This is a genomic window from Bradyrhizobium sp. CCGUVB1N3 (assembly GCF_024199925.1).
Lineage (GTDB): Bacteria > Pseudomonadota > Alphaproteobacteria > Rhizobiales > Xanthobacteraceae > Bradyrhizobium.
Map to the genome: position 1 here is coordinate 5473784 of NZ_JANADR010000001.1, position 15641 is coordinate 5489424.

A 15641-nucleotide genomic window follows, 5' to 3' on the forward strand; every position below is an offset into this window, starting at 1 on the left:
ACAGCGCCCGATCAGTTCTTGTAGATCTGATCGAAGACGCCGCCGTCGGCAAAATGTTCCTTCTGCGCCTTGGTCCACCCGCCAAAAACGTCGTCGATCGTGAACAGTTCGACCTTTGCGAAGGCGTTCTCGTATTTCTTCGCGACTTCGGAATCGCGCGGACGATAGAAATTGCGGGCGGCGATTTCCTGACCTTCCTTGGTGTACCAATATTGCAGGTAGGCATCGGCGGCGTTACGCGTGCCCTTCTTGTCGGCCACCTTGTCGACGATCGTGACCGGCGGCTCGGCGAGAATCGAGAGCGGCGGCGCCACGATCTCGAACTTCTCGGGGCCGAATTCCTTCAGGGCCAGGTACGCCTCGTTCTCCCAGGCGAGCAGCACATCACCTACGCCGCGCTCGACGAAGGTCACGGTCGAGCCGCGGGCGCCGGTGTCGAGGACAGGCACGTTTTGATAGAGATTTGCGATGAACTGCTTCGTCTTCTCGACGGAGCCGAACTTCTTCTGCGCATAGCCCCAGGCTGCCAGATAGTTCCAGCGCGCGCCGCCCGAGGTCTTCGGGTTCGGCGTGATGACCGCGACGCCCGGCTTGACCAGGTCGTCCCAGTCCTTGATGCCTTTGGGATTGCCCTTGCGCACCAGGAACACGATGGTCGAGGTGTAGGGCGAAGAATTCTGCGGCAGGCGCTTCTGCCAATCGGCCGCAGTGAGCCCCTTGGCCGCGATCGCATCAATGTCATAGGCGAGCGCGAGCGTCACCACGTCGGCCTGCAACCCGTCGATCACGGCGCGCGCCTGCGATCCACTGCCGCCATGCGACTGCTTGATCTCGACGCTCTTGCCGGTCTCCTTCTGATAGGCGTTCGCAAACGCCTTGTTGAATTCGACATAGAGTTCACGCGTCGGATCGTACGACACGTTCAAGAGGTTGATGTCAGCGGCGAGAGCCGAGCTTGCCCAGAGGAGGCCTGCCGCGAGCGGAACGATACGGCGGATCATGTCCATCTCCATTGACCTCGACGACGTCGCTGTCGCCGATGGCATGCAGGCATAACTCGGGTCGAAACGGCCTTAAGTCAACGAAACCGGATTTTCTTGTTTGCGGCGACGTAGCGCGGCTGTGCTACGAAACCTTCATCGTGTGGATGCCGCATTCTGTCTTGGCGCGACCGCGCCAGCGACCGGCCCGCGCATCCTCGCCTTCGACCGTGCGACTGGTGCAAGGCATACACCCGACCGACAGGAAGCCGGACGCGACAAGCGGATGCTGCGGCAATTTGGCGCGCGCGTAGATCGCCTCGATGTCCTCTCGCGAGACGTTGGCGAACGGATTGAATTTCAGCCGCGCGCCGTCATCCTCGACGACTGGAATCTCGGCGCGCACGCCGCCCTGAAAACGCTTGCGGCCGTTGATCCATGCTGCAAACGGTTTTAGCGCCCGCGCCAGCGGCTCGACTTTGCGGATGCGGCAGCAGGCGTCGGGATTGGAGAACCAGAGATCGCGGTCGGGATCCTCACGCGTCAACGTCTCCTCCAGAGGCGAGATCGAGCGCACATCCGTCAGGCCGAGCGTTGCGATCAGCGTGTCGCGATAGGCGAGCGTCTCCTCGAACAGCCAGCCGGTATCGAGGAAGACCACCGGGATCGCCGGATCGACGTCGGCCACCACCTTCAGCAGCGCGGCCGACTCCGTGCCGAACGACGACACGACCGCCAATTGTTCGCGTCCGACGACCTTCAACGCCGCAGCAACGACCTCCCCGGGCGAGGCGTCGCGCAACGCGTGATCGAGTTCCTCGACGGACGGCAGCGCCGGCGCGGATGACGATGGTCCCTGCGACGCGATTGTGTTCACGTGCCGACACCTTCCGAATGGCGCAGTTGCATGCGCCGGTGGAGCGCCGTGATGCGGCCATCGCCGGTCGGCTGGTAGAACACCGAATAGCGCTTCACGGTCTGTGTAAAGGCTTCCGCATCGGCCTGCTTCTTGACCTCGAAGCTGTCAAAGCCGGCGCGCAGCATGAACACGAACTGGTCGCGCAGCACCTGTCCGGTCGCACGCAGCTCGCCGCGATAGTCGTGGCGCTCACGCAGCAGCCGCGACTGGCTGTAGGCGCGGCCGTCGCGGAAAGTCGGGAACACCAGCGCGACCGCGGCCAGCTTGCCGAGATACGGCACCAGCGCGTCGATGTCGCGGTTGTTCGGCCAGATCACGCCGAACTTGCCGGGACGCGCGAGAAGCGCGTCCGCATCCTTCAGGAAGCGATCGCCTGGCACGAGGACATCGCCAGCGGCCGGCAGCGGCGCATCGACGTCGAGCTTGACGAAACTATCTTCGACGATCTTTCCGCCCTTAACGAGTGGCATAAACCCGCTCCTTGAATGGTTCGACGCCAAGGCGCTTCACCGTATCGATAAAGAGTTCTTCCGGTCGCTCGCGCAGCGCCAGATAGGCCTCGACGACATCCTCGATCACGTCACCAACCTCGTCGAACTTCACGCCAGGCCCGATCAGAGACCCAAGCGCGGCGCTCTCGTCGGCGCGGCCGCCGATGGTGATCTGGTAGACCTCCTCGCCGTTCTTCTCGACGCCGAGAATGCCGATATGGCCGACGTGGTGATGGCCGCAGGCATTGATGCAGCCGGAGATGTTGATGTGGAGCCGGCCGATCAAATTGGCAAGCTCGTGGTTGGCAAAGCGCCGCGTCAACTCCTGCGCGATCGGGATCGAGCGCGCATTCGCCAGCGAGCAATAGTCGAGACCCGGACAGGCGATGATGTCGGTGATCAGGTTGACGTTGGGCGTGGCGAGCCCGAGCTTGTCGAGCGCCTTCCACAGGGCCGGCAGATCGCGCTTGGCGACATGCGGCAGCGCCAGGTTCTGCTCATGGCCGACGCGGATCTCGCCGAACGAGTATTTCTCGGCAAGATCGGCGAGCGCGTCCATCTGCTCGGCCGTGGCATCGCCCGGAGGCCCGCCGGTCGGCTTCAGCGAGATCGTGACGATCGAATAGCCCTGGACCTTGTGCGGCGCCACCGAGTTCTTCCGCCACGCCTCGAACTCCGGATCGGCCGCGGCCTGGCGAAGCTCGTCCGGCATATGCGGCAGCTTCTCGTAAGCCGGATAGGTGAAGCGCGAGCGAATGTCCTCGATCACGCTGTCGTCGATCTGAAGCGAGGAGTTGCGGATGTGCTGCCACTCGTCCTCGACCTCGCGCGAAAACTTCTCGATGCCGAGCTCGTGCACGAGGATCTTGATGCGCGCCTTGTAGATGTTGTCGCGGCGGCCGTACTGGTTGTAGACGCGCAGGATCGCCTCGACATAGCTCAGGATGTCGCGGCCATGCACGAAATGCTTGATGGTCTTGGCGATGAACGGCGTGCGGCCGAGCCCGCCGCCGACCAGCACCTCGAATCCGGTCTCGCCCTTCTCGTTCTTGACGAGGCGCAGGCCGATGTCGTGGATCTTGATCGCGGCGCGGTCGTGATCGGACGCGGTGATCGCGATCTTGAACTTGCGCGGCAAGAACGAGAACTCCGGATGCAGCGTGGTGTGCTGGCGGAGCAGCTCCGACCAGATCCGCGGATCCTCGATCTCGCCAGGCGCGACGCCGGCCCACTGGTCCGATGTGACGTTGCGCATGTTGTTGCCGGAGGTCTGCATCGCGTGGATGCCGACTTCGGCGAGATCGGCGAGCGCATCCGGCAGCTCGGCGAGCTTGATCCAGTTGAACTGGATGTTCTGCCGCGTGGTGAAGTGGCCATAGCCGCGGTCGTAGCGGCGCGCGATATGCGCAAGCCGGCGCAACTGTTCCGAGGACAGCGTCCCGTAGGGGATCGCGACGCGGAACATGTAGGCGTGCAGCTGCAGATAGACGCCGTTCTGCAGGCGCAGGATCTTGAATTCGTCCTCGGTGAGCTCGCCCGAGAGGCGGCGCTTCACCTGGTCGCGGAATTCCGAGACCCGCTCGTTGACCAGCGTGCGGTCGATTTCGTCGTAAGCGTACATCGAGAGTGCCTTAAACCTGGGCCTGCGATCCGATGGTCACACCGGTGCGGCGGATCTGCTCGCGCAGATTTCCGGGGAGGATCTTGCCGTCCTCTCCGACCTGCACAGGTGCGATATAGGCGCCGACTGCGCCGACGTCATCAGCCACCGACTCTGCAAGCAACGCCTTGGCCTCATCAGAGTTGCGGACGATCGCGGCATCCGACAAGTCCGCGGACCAGCCCTGGGCGGCGGTACGATAGACCACGATGCCATCCCACGTGCGGTTGGCAGTCACGACCGAGGGGCCGGCGATCTTGATTTTCTTTTGTTCAAGCGGAGAGGTCATTGGGCAGCTTCCAATAGCTCAGAGATGATTTGCCTAGGGGATTGATGGCGAAAGGCGCCGGCATGCCGGACCACATCGCCGATGATGAGAATGGCGGGACCGCCGTCGAGGCATTTGACGAGCTCGGGCAGCTCGGCGAGCGTGCCGATCGCGCCTTGCGCATCGGGGCGCGTGACACGGGAGAACACGCCGACCGGCGTCTCCGGCGAGCGGCCGGCGGCGAGAAGACCCTCGCGCACCGGCGACGCGGCGGTCATGCCCATATAGACGACGACCGTCATCCTCGTGTCGGTCAGCGTCGACCAGTCGACGGTCTCGGCATCGCGCGCCTTGTGCGCGGTGAGGAAGGTGATGCGCAGCGCCTCGTGACGATAGGTGAGTGGCACCTCAAAATCCGCGGCGGCGCCGAGGCCGGCCGTGATGCCGGGCACGATGGAATAGGCGACACCGGCCGCGCGCAGCGCTTCAACTTCCTCGCCACCGCGGCCGAACACGAAGGGATCGCCGCCCTTCAGACGCACCACACGCTGGCCGGACTGCGCGGCTTCGATCATCAGCTTGTTGATGGCGTCCTGGCCGATGCCGGGCTTACCGACGCGGCGGCCGACCGGAATGCGCGCCGTGTCGCGGCGGATACGATCGAGAATTTCAGGTGACACCAGCTCGTCATAGAAAACGACGTCGGCATCCTGGAGCGCGCGCAGCGCCTTGATGGTGAGGAGATCGGGATCGCCGGGGCCGGCGCCAACCAGCGCGACATGCCCTGCCGGCTTGTCGGCCAGCGCAAATGCGGAGGGATCGGCGATAGCCTTGAGCGCGGCTTCCGCCTCGGCCTTTCGGCCCGCGAGCACCAGGGCGCCGATCGGACCGTCGATCACGCGTTCCCAGAAACGGCGGCGCAGCGGAAACTCGGCAATCGCGGCATGAATGGATTTGCGGAAGCCTCCGATGAATTCGGCGAGATCGCCGATTCTGGCGGGCAGCAGCGCCTCGATCTTCTCGCGCACGCGCCGCGCCACGACCGGCGAGGCGCCGCCCGTGCCGACGGCGACCACGACGTCGCCGCGATCGACGATCGCGGGGAAGATGAAGCTCGAATGCTCGAGATCGTCCATGACGTTGACGGGCAGCCCGAGCGACCGGGCGCGCGCCGACATCGCCACGCCTATGTCACCTGCGCCCGCGCATACTATGGCGATTACACCGGTCAGATCCGCGGTGAGCGGATCGCCATCGAGAAAGGTCACGCGTTGCGCATCATCGGCACCGACGCCGCTGAGGTCGCGATTGCCGTCCGTCGCATGCACGCGGATGCGCGCGCCGGCAGCCGCGAGCACGCGCAATTTGGCGCGCAGCAGCTCGCCGGCGCCGATGAGGACCACCGGACCGATCTTGATGTCGAGGAACACCGGCAAGAAGCGCATACGGTACTCGCTTCCCCAATTGCGGGGTTGACTGGAATTATTTTCTATATATGTCTCGTTTCGAGCGCGCAAAGAGAAAATTTTTTCTTCTCTTCCGCACCGCAACTATAGAATTTTCGCCTCCAAACGCAAAGTGGCAGAGATGCATCTTCTCAAGGACGATTCCGCAGCTGTCGGGGTGGGCAGCCCGGCCCCCATCCGGCGTGTGGGCGCGCAAGAATTTTCTGCTGATCTTCCGCCCAGCATGGACCATCTCGACCAGCTGGAAGCGCAGAGCATCTTCATCTTCCGCGATGCCTTTGCCCGGTTGAAAAAGATCGCCCTGCTGTGGTCACTCGGCAAAGACTCCAATGTCATGATCTGGCTGGCGCGCAAAGCCTTCTTCGGCCGGATGCCGTTCCCCGCCCTGCATGTCGATACCGGCAAGAAGTTTCCGGAGATGTATCGCTTCCGCGATCATTACGGAAAGGAATGGGAGCTCGACCTGCGCGTCGAGCCCTGCCCGCCCATTGATGCCGTCGATCCGACGCTACCGCCGGCCGCACGCTCCGCCGCGCGCAAGACCGAAGGCCTGAAGATGGCGCTCGCCAAGTTCGGCTTCGACGGCCTGATCGCCGGCATCCGCCGCGACGAGGAGGCAACCCGCGCCAAGGAGCGCGTGTTCTCGCCGCGCGGCCTCGAAGGCAATTGGGACGTGCGCGACCAGCCGCCGGAGTTCTGGGACCACTTCAACGCCTCGCCGCCGCAGGGCGCGCATTTGCGCATCCACCCGATCCTGCATTGGACCGAGGCCGACATTTGGGCCTACACCAAGCGCGAGAACATCCCGATCATCCCGCTGTATCTCGCCAAGGACGGCAAGCGCTATCGCTCGCTGGGTGATCAGGACATTACCAATCCGGTCGCCTCGACCGCATCGACCATCGACGAGATCCTGGTCGAGCTCGAACAGACCAAGGTGCCGGAGCGTGCCGGCCGCGCGCTCGACCACGAGACCGAGGACGCCTTCGAGCGTCTGCGCGTCGCCGGCTATCTCTGATCCCTGAGGACGCAACGCGGCTATGAACATGATCGTCACTTCTGCTACGCCGGCAACTCCGAACGGCACCACGTCGATGCCAAATGGCACGACGCGTCCGCAGGTCCGCATCGTCATCGTCGGCCATGTCGACCACGGCAAGTCGACGCTGGTCGGCCGTCTGCTGCACGAGACCGGCAGCCTGCCCGAGGGCAAGCTCGAGATGCTCAAGGCCGTCAGCGCACGGCGCGGCATGCCCTTCGAATGGTCGTTCCTGCTCGACGCGCTGCAGACCGAGCGCGACCAGGGCATCACCATCGACACCACGCAGATCCGCTTCCGCACCAATTCGCGCGACATCGTGCTGATCGATGCGCCCGGCCACGCGGAATTCCTGCGCAACATGATCACCGGCGCTTCGCAAGCCGACGGCGCGGTGCTGATCATCGATGCGCTTGAAGGCGTGCGCGACCAGACCCGCCGGCACGGCTATCTCCTGCATCTGCTCGGCGTGAAGCAGGTCGCGATCGTCGTCAACAAGATGGACCGCGTCGACTTCAGCGCCGATCGCTTCAAGGAGATCAGCGACGAGATTTCGGCGCATCTGAAGGGCCTCGGCGTCACGCCGACCGCGGTGATCCCGATTTCGGCACGCGACGGCGACGGTGTCGCCGAGCGAACCGATCGCATCGGCTGGTACAAGGGCCCGACCGTCGTCGAGGCGCTCGACCGGCTCGAACCGGCGCGGCCGCTGGAGGCCCTCGCACTGCGCCTGCCCGTGCAGGCGATCTACAAGTTCGACGACCGCCGCATCGTGGCGGGCCGCATCGAATCCGGCAGCCTCAAAGCGGGCGACGAGATCGTGATCATGCCGGCCGGCAAGATCGCCAGGATCAAGACCGTCGAGAGCTGGCCGGTGACGCCGGTCGCAACCCGTCAGGGCGCTGGCCGCTCGGTCGGCATCACGCTTGATCGCGAGCTGTTCGTCGAGCGCGGCGACATCATCGCGCATGCGGACGCCGCGCCGCGCGAGACGCGCCGCCTGCGCGCGCGCATCTTCTGGCTGCACGACAAGCCGCTCGCCAAGGGCGATCAGCTCCTGGTGCGCTGCGGGCCGAAGGAAAGCCGCGCCACGGTCGTTGCGATCGAGAAGGCGGTCGATCCCGGCGAGCTCGAAAGCAGCGAGAACAAGGCGATCGGCCGCAACCATGTCGGCGAGATCGACATTTCGCTTTCGAATCCGATTGCCACCGATCCCTACACCGAGAACCCGCGCACCGGGCGCCTCGTGATCGAGGTCTCCGGGCGCATCGCCGGCGGCGGCCTCGTCCTGTCGGTCGACGCCGGCCAGCGCGCCGTGCCCGTCGATATCGTGCCGGTGGAATCCGCACTCCGTCCCGACGAGCGCTCCGCGCGCTATCAGCACAATGGCGCCGTGGTCTGGCTCACCGGCCTTCCCGCCTCCGGCAAGTCGACGCTGGCAAAAGCGCTGGAGCGGCGCCTGTTCACCGACGGCGGCTCGCCGATCCTGCTCGACGGCGACACGCTGCGCGCAGGGCTGAACGGCGATCTCGGCTTCTCCGCCGCCGATCGCAGCGAGAACATCCGGCGGCTTGCGGAAGTCGCGACGCATCTGGCCCGCAACGGCCATATCGCGATCGTCGCGGCCGTCTCGCCTGCCCGCGAGGACCGCGCCACCGCGCGCCGCATCGCCGACACGACGTTCCGCGAGATCTACGTCGCAACGCCGGCCGAAGTGTGCGAGAGCCGGGACCCCAAAGGCCACTACGCCAAGGCCCGCTCCGGCGCGCTTCAGTCGTTCACCGGCATCGGCAACGACTACCAGCCGCCGCAAGGCGCCGAGCTGACGATCGACACCTCGACGCGTTCGGTCGCGGATGCGACGGACGCGATCGAACAGATGCTGAAGGCAAGCGGCGTGCTGTTCGACGAGGTCGTGGATCTCGCCGCGAATATTTGACCGCACACATTCCCGGTGTCGTCCTGGCGAAAGCCAGGACCGATACCGCGTGATCTATCCATGGGACTCGGGGGCAGTACCGAACGACGAGTCTTCACCAAACTGCTCCCTGGGGTAATAGGTCCTGGCTTTCGCCAGGACGACATCTGCGGCGCCGCACCTCATCTTGACATTTTGACAGACCTTAGGGGCCTTCTCACGGCCCCGGTTTTGAGGCTAATAGGGGCCCGAAAACCGCCCCTGGCGGCTGCATTTTGCTGCTTTCGGCCCTGAAACCAGCCAAAAAACGCCATTTCCAACAAGAAAGCCCCTCATGAAACGCCACGACGCCCATGGTTTGAAGATCGCCCCTGTTCTCTTCGACTTCGTCGCGAAGGAAGCGGCCCCGAAGACGGGGATCGCGCCGGACGCGTTCTGGGCCGGGCTTGCTGCGATCGTGAAGGATCTGGGTCCCAAGAACCGCGCGCTGCTCGCGGTCCGCGATACACTTCAGGCCAAGATCGACGACTGGCATCGCGCCACCAAAGGCAAGCCGTTCGACATCAATGCCTACACCGCCTTCCTGAAGGAGATCGGCTATCTCTTGCCCGAGCCTGCGACGCAGAAGGTCGAGACGGCCAATGTCGACGAGGAGATCGGCAAGATCTGCGGGCCGCAGCTCGTCGTGCCCCTCACCAATGCGCGTTACGCGTTGAACGCGGCCAATGCGCGCTGGGGCTCGCTCTACGACGCCTTCTACGGCACCGACGCGATTCCGCATGACGCCGCCGACACCGCCAGGGGCTACAGCAAGGCGCGCGGCGACAAGGTGATCGCGAAAGCAAAAGCCTTCCTCGATGCCGCCGTGCCGCTCGCGACCGGCAGCCACACCGACGTCACCGCCTATAGCGTGGTCGCTGGCCAGCTCGCGGTGAAGCTGAAGAGCGGCAACGCGACCGCGCTGAAGAACGCCGCACAGTTTGCGGGCTTCGAGGGTGATGCGGCGGCGCCGTCCGCGGTGCTGCTCGTCAACAACGGCCTGCATGTCGAGGTGAAGATCGATCGCAGCAACCTGATCGGCAAGGACGATCCGGCCGGCGTCGCCGACATGATCATGGAGGCCGCCGTCTCCACCATCCTCGACATGGAAGACTCCGTCGCCGCGGTCGATGCCGAGGACAAGGTGCTGGTCTACCGCAACACGCTCGGGCTGATGAACGGCACGCTGTCGGCGGATTTCGAGAAGGGCGGCAAGACGCTGACCCGCGCGCTCAACACCGACCGCAGCTACAAGACGCCGGACGGCAAGGGCGAGGTGAAGCTGCACGGCCGCAGCCTGCTGCTGATCCGCAATTGCGGTCACCACATGTTCACCGACGCGGTGCTCGACGAGGCGGGCGAGGAGATTCCGGAAGGCCTGCTCGATGCAGCCGTCACCGGCCTGCTTGCGATCCACGACCTCAAGGGTCTTTCCAAGAGCAAGAACAGCCGCACTGGCTCGGTCTACATCGTCAAGCCGAAGATGCACGGCCCCGACGAGGTCGCGCTGACCTGCGAGATCTTTGGCCGCGTCGAGAAGATGCTGTCCCTGCCGGAGAACACCCTCAAGGTCGGCATCATGGACGAGGAGCGGCGCACCACCGTCAACCTCAAGGCCTGCATCCAGCAGGCCTCCAAGCGCATCGTCTTCATCAACACCGGCTTCCTCGACCGCACCGGCGACGAGATCCACACCTCGATGGAAGCGGGCCCGATGATCCGCAAGAACGAGATGAAGGCGCAAGCCTGGATCAAGGCCTATGAGGACTGGAACGTCGACATGGGCCTGATCGACGGCCTGCCCGGCCACGCCCAGATCGGCAAGGGCATGTGGGCGGCGCCCGACAAGATGGCGGACATGCTGCAACAGAAGCTTGCCCATCCCCAGGCCGGCGCCACCACCGCCTGGGTGCCCTCGCCGACGGCGGCGACGCTGCACGCCCTGCACTACCACCAGGTCAATGTCATCGCGCGTCAGCAGGAGCTCACCAAGGGCGGACCTCGCGCAAAGCTGTCCGACATCCTCACCATTCCGGTGTCGAAGTCGAACTGGGCGCCCGATGACGTCAAGCAGGAGATCGATAACAACTGCCAGGGCATTCTGGGCTACGTCGTGCGCTGGATCGATCAGGGCGTCGGCTGCTCCAAGGTGCCCGACATCCATGACGTCGGGCTGATGGAAGATCGCGCCACCTTGCGCATCTCGAGCCAGCATCTGGCCAACTGGCTGCACCAGGGCGTCATCACCGAGGCGCAGGTGATGGAGTCGCTCAAGCGCATGGCCGTCGTCGTCGACAAGCAGAATGCCGGTGACGCCATCTACAAGCCGATGGCGCCGTCGTTCGACGGCGTCGCCTTCAAGGCCGCCTGCGACCTCGTCTTCAAGGGCCGCACGCAGCCGAACGGCTACACCGAATACATCCTCACCGCGCGCCGCCGCGAGGCCAAAGCTCTGGGCTAAGAGGCTGCGGGCTGATCGCCACGCGACCCGAAACACCGAAAGCCCCGGCTCGCGCCGGGGCTTTTTGTTTGGCCTGTCGCTACGGCTTCGGCCTAAAACACCGTGAGGTACTTCAACAGCGAGACGATGCCGATGATGATGACGATGACGCGCGCGATCTGCTTGGCGCGGCCGTCCATCGGCAGCATGTTGATGAGATAAAGAACCAGTATGACGACGAGAAAGGTGACGAGTACGCCGACGAGCATTGGAAGGCCCCCTTCAGGCAATTGCTAACGAACTCCTAACGCCACACCCGCCGCTTCGGTTCCATTCAGGCAACCCGTTACAACTTCTGGTAAATACGTACTTCTACCAGCTGAGCCACTGGTTAAAACTTTACCCTTTTGCTTCCAAATGCCGAAAACCGCTTGCGCCGCGCCGCAGGCGGCATTGCGGCTGATTTGAGGACAGCCCTCCCTGTTCCGGTTGTCGGGGGCGATGCTGTTCGAACTATTGAAATGGGAATTGGGGACCTCGATGCTCAATCGTCTGACCGTATCCGCGCTGCTCAAGATGGTGATCGCGATCACATCGGTCTGCGTGGTGATTGCATTGTCCCTCACCGCCCTCGAGTCCTGGGAGCGTCTCAAGACCGCCAACCGCATCTCGCAAATCGCCGACGCTTCGGCCGATCTGTTCAAGGCGATGCACAATTTGCGCACCGACCGCTCGACCACCTCACGGCTCCTCAACGCGACCGAGCCGATGGACGCCGAGATCGACAAATACCTGCGCGGCTTGCGCGGAACCGAGATGCCGGCGATGGCGCGCGCGCTCGAGCTGCTGCCGACCATGGACTTCCCGCAATCGGGCACGCTGGTGCCGGAGCTGGCGCGCTTGTTCAAGCTGCTCGGCGATGGGCAGAAGCAATTCTGGGACGAGGTGGTGAAGCCGAAGGATCAGCGCCGCGCGGGCCTTGCCAAGGAATATATGGAGACGACGCAGGGGCTGCTCGAGACGCTCGACAAGATCTCCAATATCCTCGCCGCCACCGTCAATCACCAGGATGCAACGATCGACCAGTTGCTGGCGATCAAGCAGAATGCCTGGTTGCTTCGCAACACCGGCGGCGAGGCTTCGCTGATCGTCTCCAACGGCATCAGCGCCGGCCGCATCGCACCCGAGACCCGCATCGCCTACATCCAATATGTCGGCGGCACCGCCGCGATGTGGAAAGCGCTGGAATTGTCGACGTCCGGCATGCAGCTGCCGCCGGCCCTCGCCTCGGCAATGACGGCGGCCAAGGCCGCCTATTTCGACCCCGACTATCTCGGGCTACGCGATCGTCTCGCCAACGCGGCCTCCAATGGGGAAAAGGCTGAATTGAGTGCGAACCAGTGGACGCAGACCACGGTGGCGCGGCTCGCGAGCGCGGTCGTCGTGGCCGAAGCCGCGCTCGATGCCGCCAAAAGCCATACGCAGGAGCAGCGGTCGGCGGCCCAGCGCGCGCTGATCGTGCAGCTCACACTCCTGGTGTTGGCCTTGGCACTGACCGCCGGGGCGATCACGCTCGTCACTCGCCGCGTCATCACTCCGCTGCTCAATATCCGCGACGCCATGCTGAAGGTCGCCGGCGGCGATCTCACCGTCGATAGCGGCTATCTCGACCGGCAGGACGAGATCGGCGCGCTCGCCGGCGCGCTGGAAACCTTCAAGCAGCAGGCCAATGACAAGCTGAACATCGAGGCCCAGGAGCGCGAGCGCAATGCGGGTGCCGCGGCACGTCAGCGCGCGGTCGAAACCTATGTCGGCGAGTTCGAGGGCGTCATCCGCAAGACACTTGGCGAGCTGGGTGAGGCCTCCGGAGAAATGCGCAAGACCTCGGGCGATCTCTCGGCCGTCTCGCGCCAGACCAACGACCGTGTCCAGGTCGCCGGCAAAGCGTCCAACGACGCCTCGATGAGCGTCGACAGCGTGGCGGCGGCGGCCGAGGAGCTCAGCGCCTCGATCAACGACATCAGCCAGCAGGCGGCGCACGCCGCAGGCATCGCCAGCCGCGCGGTCGGCCAGGCGCGCGAGACCGACGGCACCGTGCAGGGGCTTGCCAAGTCGGCGGGCCGCATCGGCGAGGTGGTCGGGTTGATCAATACCATTGCGGCGCAGACCAACCTGCTCGCGCTCAACGCGACGATCGAAGCCGCCCGTGCCGGCGAAGCCGGCCGCGGCTTTGCGGTGGTTGCCTCCGAAGTGAAATCGCTGGCGAGCCAGACCGCGAAGGCGACGGAGGAGATCTCGGAACAGATCTCCGACATCCAGAAGGTCGCGGGCGACGCCATCAACGCGATCCAGGCGATCGGCGGCATCATCGGCGAGGTCAACGAGGTCGCCACCGCGATCGCAGCGGCCGTCCAGCAACAGGGCGCGGCGACGCAGGAGATCACCCGCAGCACGCAATTTGCCGCGCAGGGGACCAAGAACGTCTCGGACAACATCGCCGGTGTGAAGGCCGATGCCGACACCGCGGCCGGTGCGGCCGATAACGTCAAGCAGGCATCGGAGATGCTGGAGACGCAAAGCCAGCAGCTCGGTCAGCAGGTAACCGACTTCCTCGGCAAGATTCGCGCGGCGTAGCGCAGGCGTATTCACGAGCCAAACCTTCAGCGTCGTCCTGGCGAAAGCCAGGACCCATAGCCACCGAATTCTGCAACGGGCAGGCTGGTGGCCTCGACGTCACGCCACGCGCCCGGTCGGGGTAATGGGTCCTGGCTTTCGCCAGGACGACGTCGGGGGGAGCCGGAGCGCTCCCAACAAAAATGTCGAAAACAACCCCATGCAAAGTAGGCGGGACGCCTCAAACGACGCCAATGGCTTTGACGCGTCGGGCAAATCAGGGGGAAAGTTCCATTATCGGCCTGAGGCGGCCAGCGCCCCGATACCAGCGCCTACTCCCGCGCCACCACGGGCAAGTGACGGAATTTCGCCCGCACGGACTCCGGCAGCGGCGAGAAGTTCATGGCGACGCCATGCCTGTCGCTTGCATTGCGATTGGCGACCACCAATCCGTCGGGGCTCGCGACGATATCGCCTTTGCGCAAGGTCGGATCGTCGGTGACCTTGACCGGCGCCAGGCCTGCGGGATCCTTGCCGTTGCAGGTGCAGCCCGCGACCAGCTCGTTGCGGTAGCGGTAGGCGTTCGGCAGGTCGGGATAGGATTCGCCGCGCTCCGTGACCGCATCGTCGATGTCACTGCCATAGAGCAGCGTGGTTTCGGCCGCTGGGCAGAAGCTGTTGCAGCTCCGCGCCTTGCTCTCGCTGTCGGTGCCCTGTGCCGGGAAGTGTCGGCCGTCGCAGGTGCGTACGCACCAGGCCTGCCCGCCACCATAGGGACGCATCCGCGGTGCCTCATAGCTCGGCGTGTCGTCGGCCGGGAAAGGCATCCTGATCTGTGGCGGCGGCCGGGCACCGAACGCGCCGAACAGCGCCGAGAAGAAATCCTCCGCGTGCGCCGACGACGTCAGCGCCAGGCTGAGCGAGGCGAACAGCAAGGCCGCGGCTCCGCCTGTCGCTTTGACTGTCGAACGCCTGATCATGTTACCTCGGTGTCGAACCGTTCAGGGAGACCGGCGAAAGATTGAGCGCCTGGCGTCCCGAGGCCAGCGTCGTCGTGACCGGACGCGCGGGCTTGCGCAGGCCGTCGCCGCCACGCGCCATGAGCGGCGCGTTCTTCGGGAGCACCACGACCCTGGTGCCGATATTGACCCGGTTGAAGAGGTCGACAACGTCCGCGTTGGTCATGCGGATGCAGCCAGAGGAGACGAACTTTCCGATCGTGGTCGGGTCATTGGTGCCGTGGATGCGATATTCGCTTGCGCCCAGATACATCGCACGCGCGCCGAGCGGATTGCCTGGGCCGCCGGCGACGAAGCGCGGCAGATAAGGCTGGCGCGCGATCATCTCTGTCGGCGGATGCCAGTCCGGCCATTCCGCCTTGCGGCTGATCGACTGCACGCCGGACCAGGTGAAGCCATCGCGCCCGACACCGACGCCGTACCGGATCGCACGGCCCTGGCCGAGCACGTAGTAAAGCACGGTATTGCCGGTATCGATCACGACCGTGCCGGCCGGCTGGCTGCCGTCGAAGCCGACGATCTGCCGGCGCAGCCGCTCCGGCAGTACGGAATCGTCCGAGGTGACTGGATCATCCGAGGCCTGCGGCTGCTCGGGCATATAACCCTGCGTATAACCTTGGCTTTGCGCATAGCCCTGCGGAAAGGCCTGTAGCTGCATCGGCGCGAAGCCGAGCGTCTGCGCGCTTGCGGCGCCAAGTGGCATCGTCAGCAATGCTGTCGCAAAGGCAAAGGTGGTGAAGGCGCGCGGCGAAGGCCGGCGGTGGGATGCAGATAACCGTGTCATGTGCT

Annotated in this window: 13 protein-coding genes; 4 read left to right on the forward strand and 9 right to left on the reverse strand. The window is 64.7% G+C overall.

All coding sequences use genetic code 11. From position 1 onward, the window contains the following. Positions 1–11 precede the first annotated feature (11 nt). The 6 genes from NLM33_RS26100 to cysG form a co-directional block, all read right to left on the reverse strand. Positions 12–1013, reverse strand: a complete 1002-nt coding sequence (locus NLM33_RS26100; RefSeq protein ID WP_371930134.1) for a sulfate ABC transporter substrate-binding protein — start codon at positions 1011–1013, stop codon at positions 12–14. A 112-nt stretch (positions 1014–1125) separates the two neighbouring features. After that, the gene (locus NLM33_RS26105) at positions 1126–1857 is read right to left on the reverse strand and encodes a phosphoadenylyl-sulfate reductase (RefSeq protein ID WP_254100130.1); all 732 of its coding nucleotides are present in this window, start codon (positions 1855–1857) and stop codon (positions 1126–1128) included. Next, positions 1854–2369: a DUF934 domain-containing protein gene (locus NLM33_RS26110; protein ID WP_254100132.1), complete on the reverse strand. Its 516-nt coding sequence runs from the start codon at positions 2367–2369 to the stop codon at positions 1854–1856. Before NLM33_RS26110 ends, NLM33_RS26105 begins: the two co-directional genes overlap by 4 nt. Then, on the reverse strand, positions 2356–4011 hold the full coding sequence (locus NLM33_RS26115; protein ID WP_254100134.1) for a nitrite/sulfite reductase: 1656 nt from the start codon (positions 4009–4011) through the stop codon (positions 2356–2358). The genes NLM33_RS26110 and NLM33_RS26115 overlap by 14 nt, the downstream gene beginning before the upstream one ends. Before the next feature lie 10 nt (positions 4012–4021). Continuing rightward, positions 4022–4339, reverse strand: coding sequence for a DUF2849 domain-containing protein (locus tag NLM33_RS26120; RefSeq protein ID WP_254100136.1), 318 nt, complete (start codon positions 4337–4339; stop codon positions 4022–4024). Next, positions 4336–5763, reverse strand: coding sequence for a siroheme synthase CysG (gene cysG, locus NLM33_RS26125; RefSeq protein WP_254100138.1), 1428 nt, complete (start codon positions 5761–5763; stop codon positions 4336–4338). The genes NLM33_RS26120 and cysG overlap by 4 nt, the downstream gene beginning before the upstream one ends. Before the next feature lie 244 nt (positions 5764–6007). On the opposite strand from cysG, the gene cysD reads away from it, so the two are divergent. The 3 genes from cysD (at position 6008) to NLM33_RS26140 (ending at position 11241) form a co-directional block, all read left to right on the forward strand. Further along, entirely contained in the window at positions 6008–6802 is a 795-nt protein-coding gene (cysD, locus tag NLM33_RS26130) for a sulfate adenylyltransferase subunit CysD (protein WP_254100140.1), read from the forward strand. Positions 6803–6824: 22 nt separating this feature from the next. Then, the gene (gene cysC, locus NLM33_RS26135; RefSeq protein ID WP_254100142.1) at positions 6825–8762 is read left to right on the forward strand and encodes an adenylyl-sulfate kinase; all 1938 of its coding nucleotides are present in this window, start codon (positions 6825–6827) and stop codon (positions 8760–8762) included. Positions 8763–9075: 313 nt separating this feature from the next. Then, a complete protein-coding gene (locus tag NLM33_RS26140) occupies positions 9076–11241 on the forward strand; it encodes a malate synthase G (protein WP_254100144.1) in 2166 nt (721 codons plus the stop codon). A 92-nt stretch (positions 11242–11333) separates the two neighbouring features. Here NLM33_RS26140 and NLM33_RS26145 read toward each other — a convergent pair whose 3' ends face one another. Then, a complete protein-coding gene (locus tag NLM33_RS26145) occupies positions 11334–11489 on the reverse strand; it encodes a Thivi_2564 family membrane protein (protein ID WP_100235107.1) in 156 nt (51 codons plus the stop codon). A gap of 271 nt (positions 11490–11760) precedes the next feature. Between NLM33_RS26145 and NLM33_RS26150 the strand changes: the two genes are divergently transcribed. Next, on the forward strand, positions 11761–13854 hold the full coding sequence (locus NLM33_RS26150) for a methyl-accepting chemotaxis protein (RefSeq protein ID WP_254100146.1): 2094 nt from the start codon (positions 11761–11763) through the stop codon (positions 13852–13854). A gap of 311 nt (positions 13855–14165) precedes the next feature. On the opposite strand, the gene NLM33_RS26155 is transcribed toward NLM33_RS26150, so the two are convergent. Both NLM33_RS26155 and NLM33_RS26160 read right to left on the reverse strand, forming a co-directional pair. Beyond that, complete coding sequence (locus NLM33_RS26155; protein ID WP_254100148.1) at positions 14166–14813, reverse strand: DUF2865 domain-containing protein; 648 nt, start codon at positions 14811–14813, stop codon at positions 14166–14168. Position 14814: 1 nt separating this feature from the next. Continuing rightward, positions 14815–15636: a L,D-transpeptidase gene (locus NLM33_RS26160; protein ID WP_254100150.1), complete on the reverse strand. Its 822-nt coding sequence runs from the start codon at positions 15634–15636 to the stop codon at positions 14815–14817. Positions 15637–15641 lie beyond the last annotated feature (5 nt).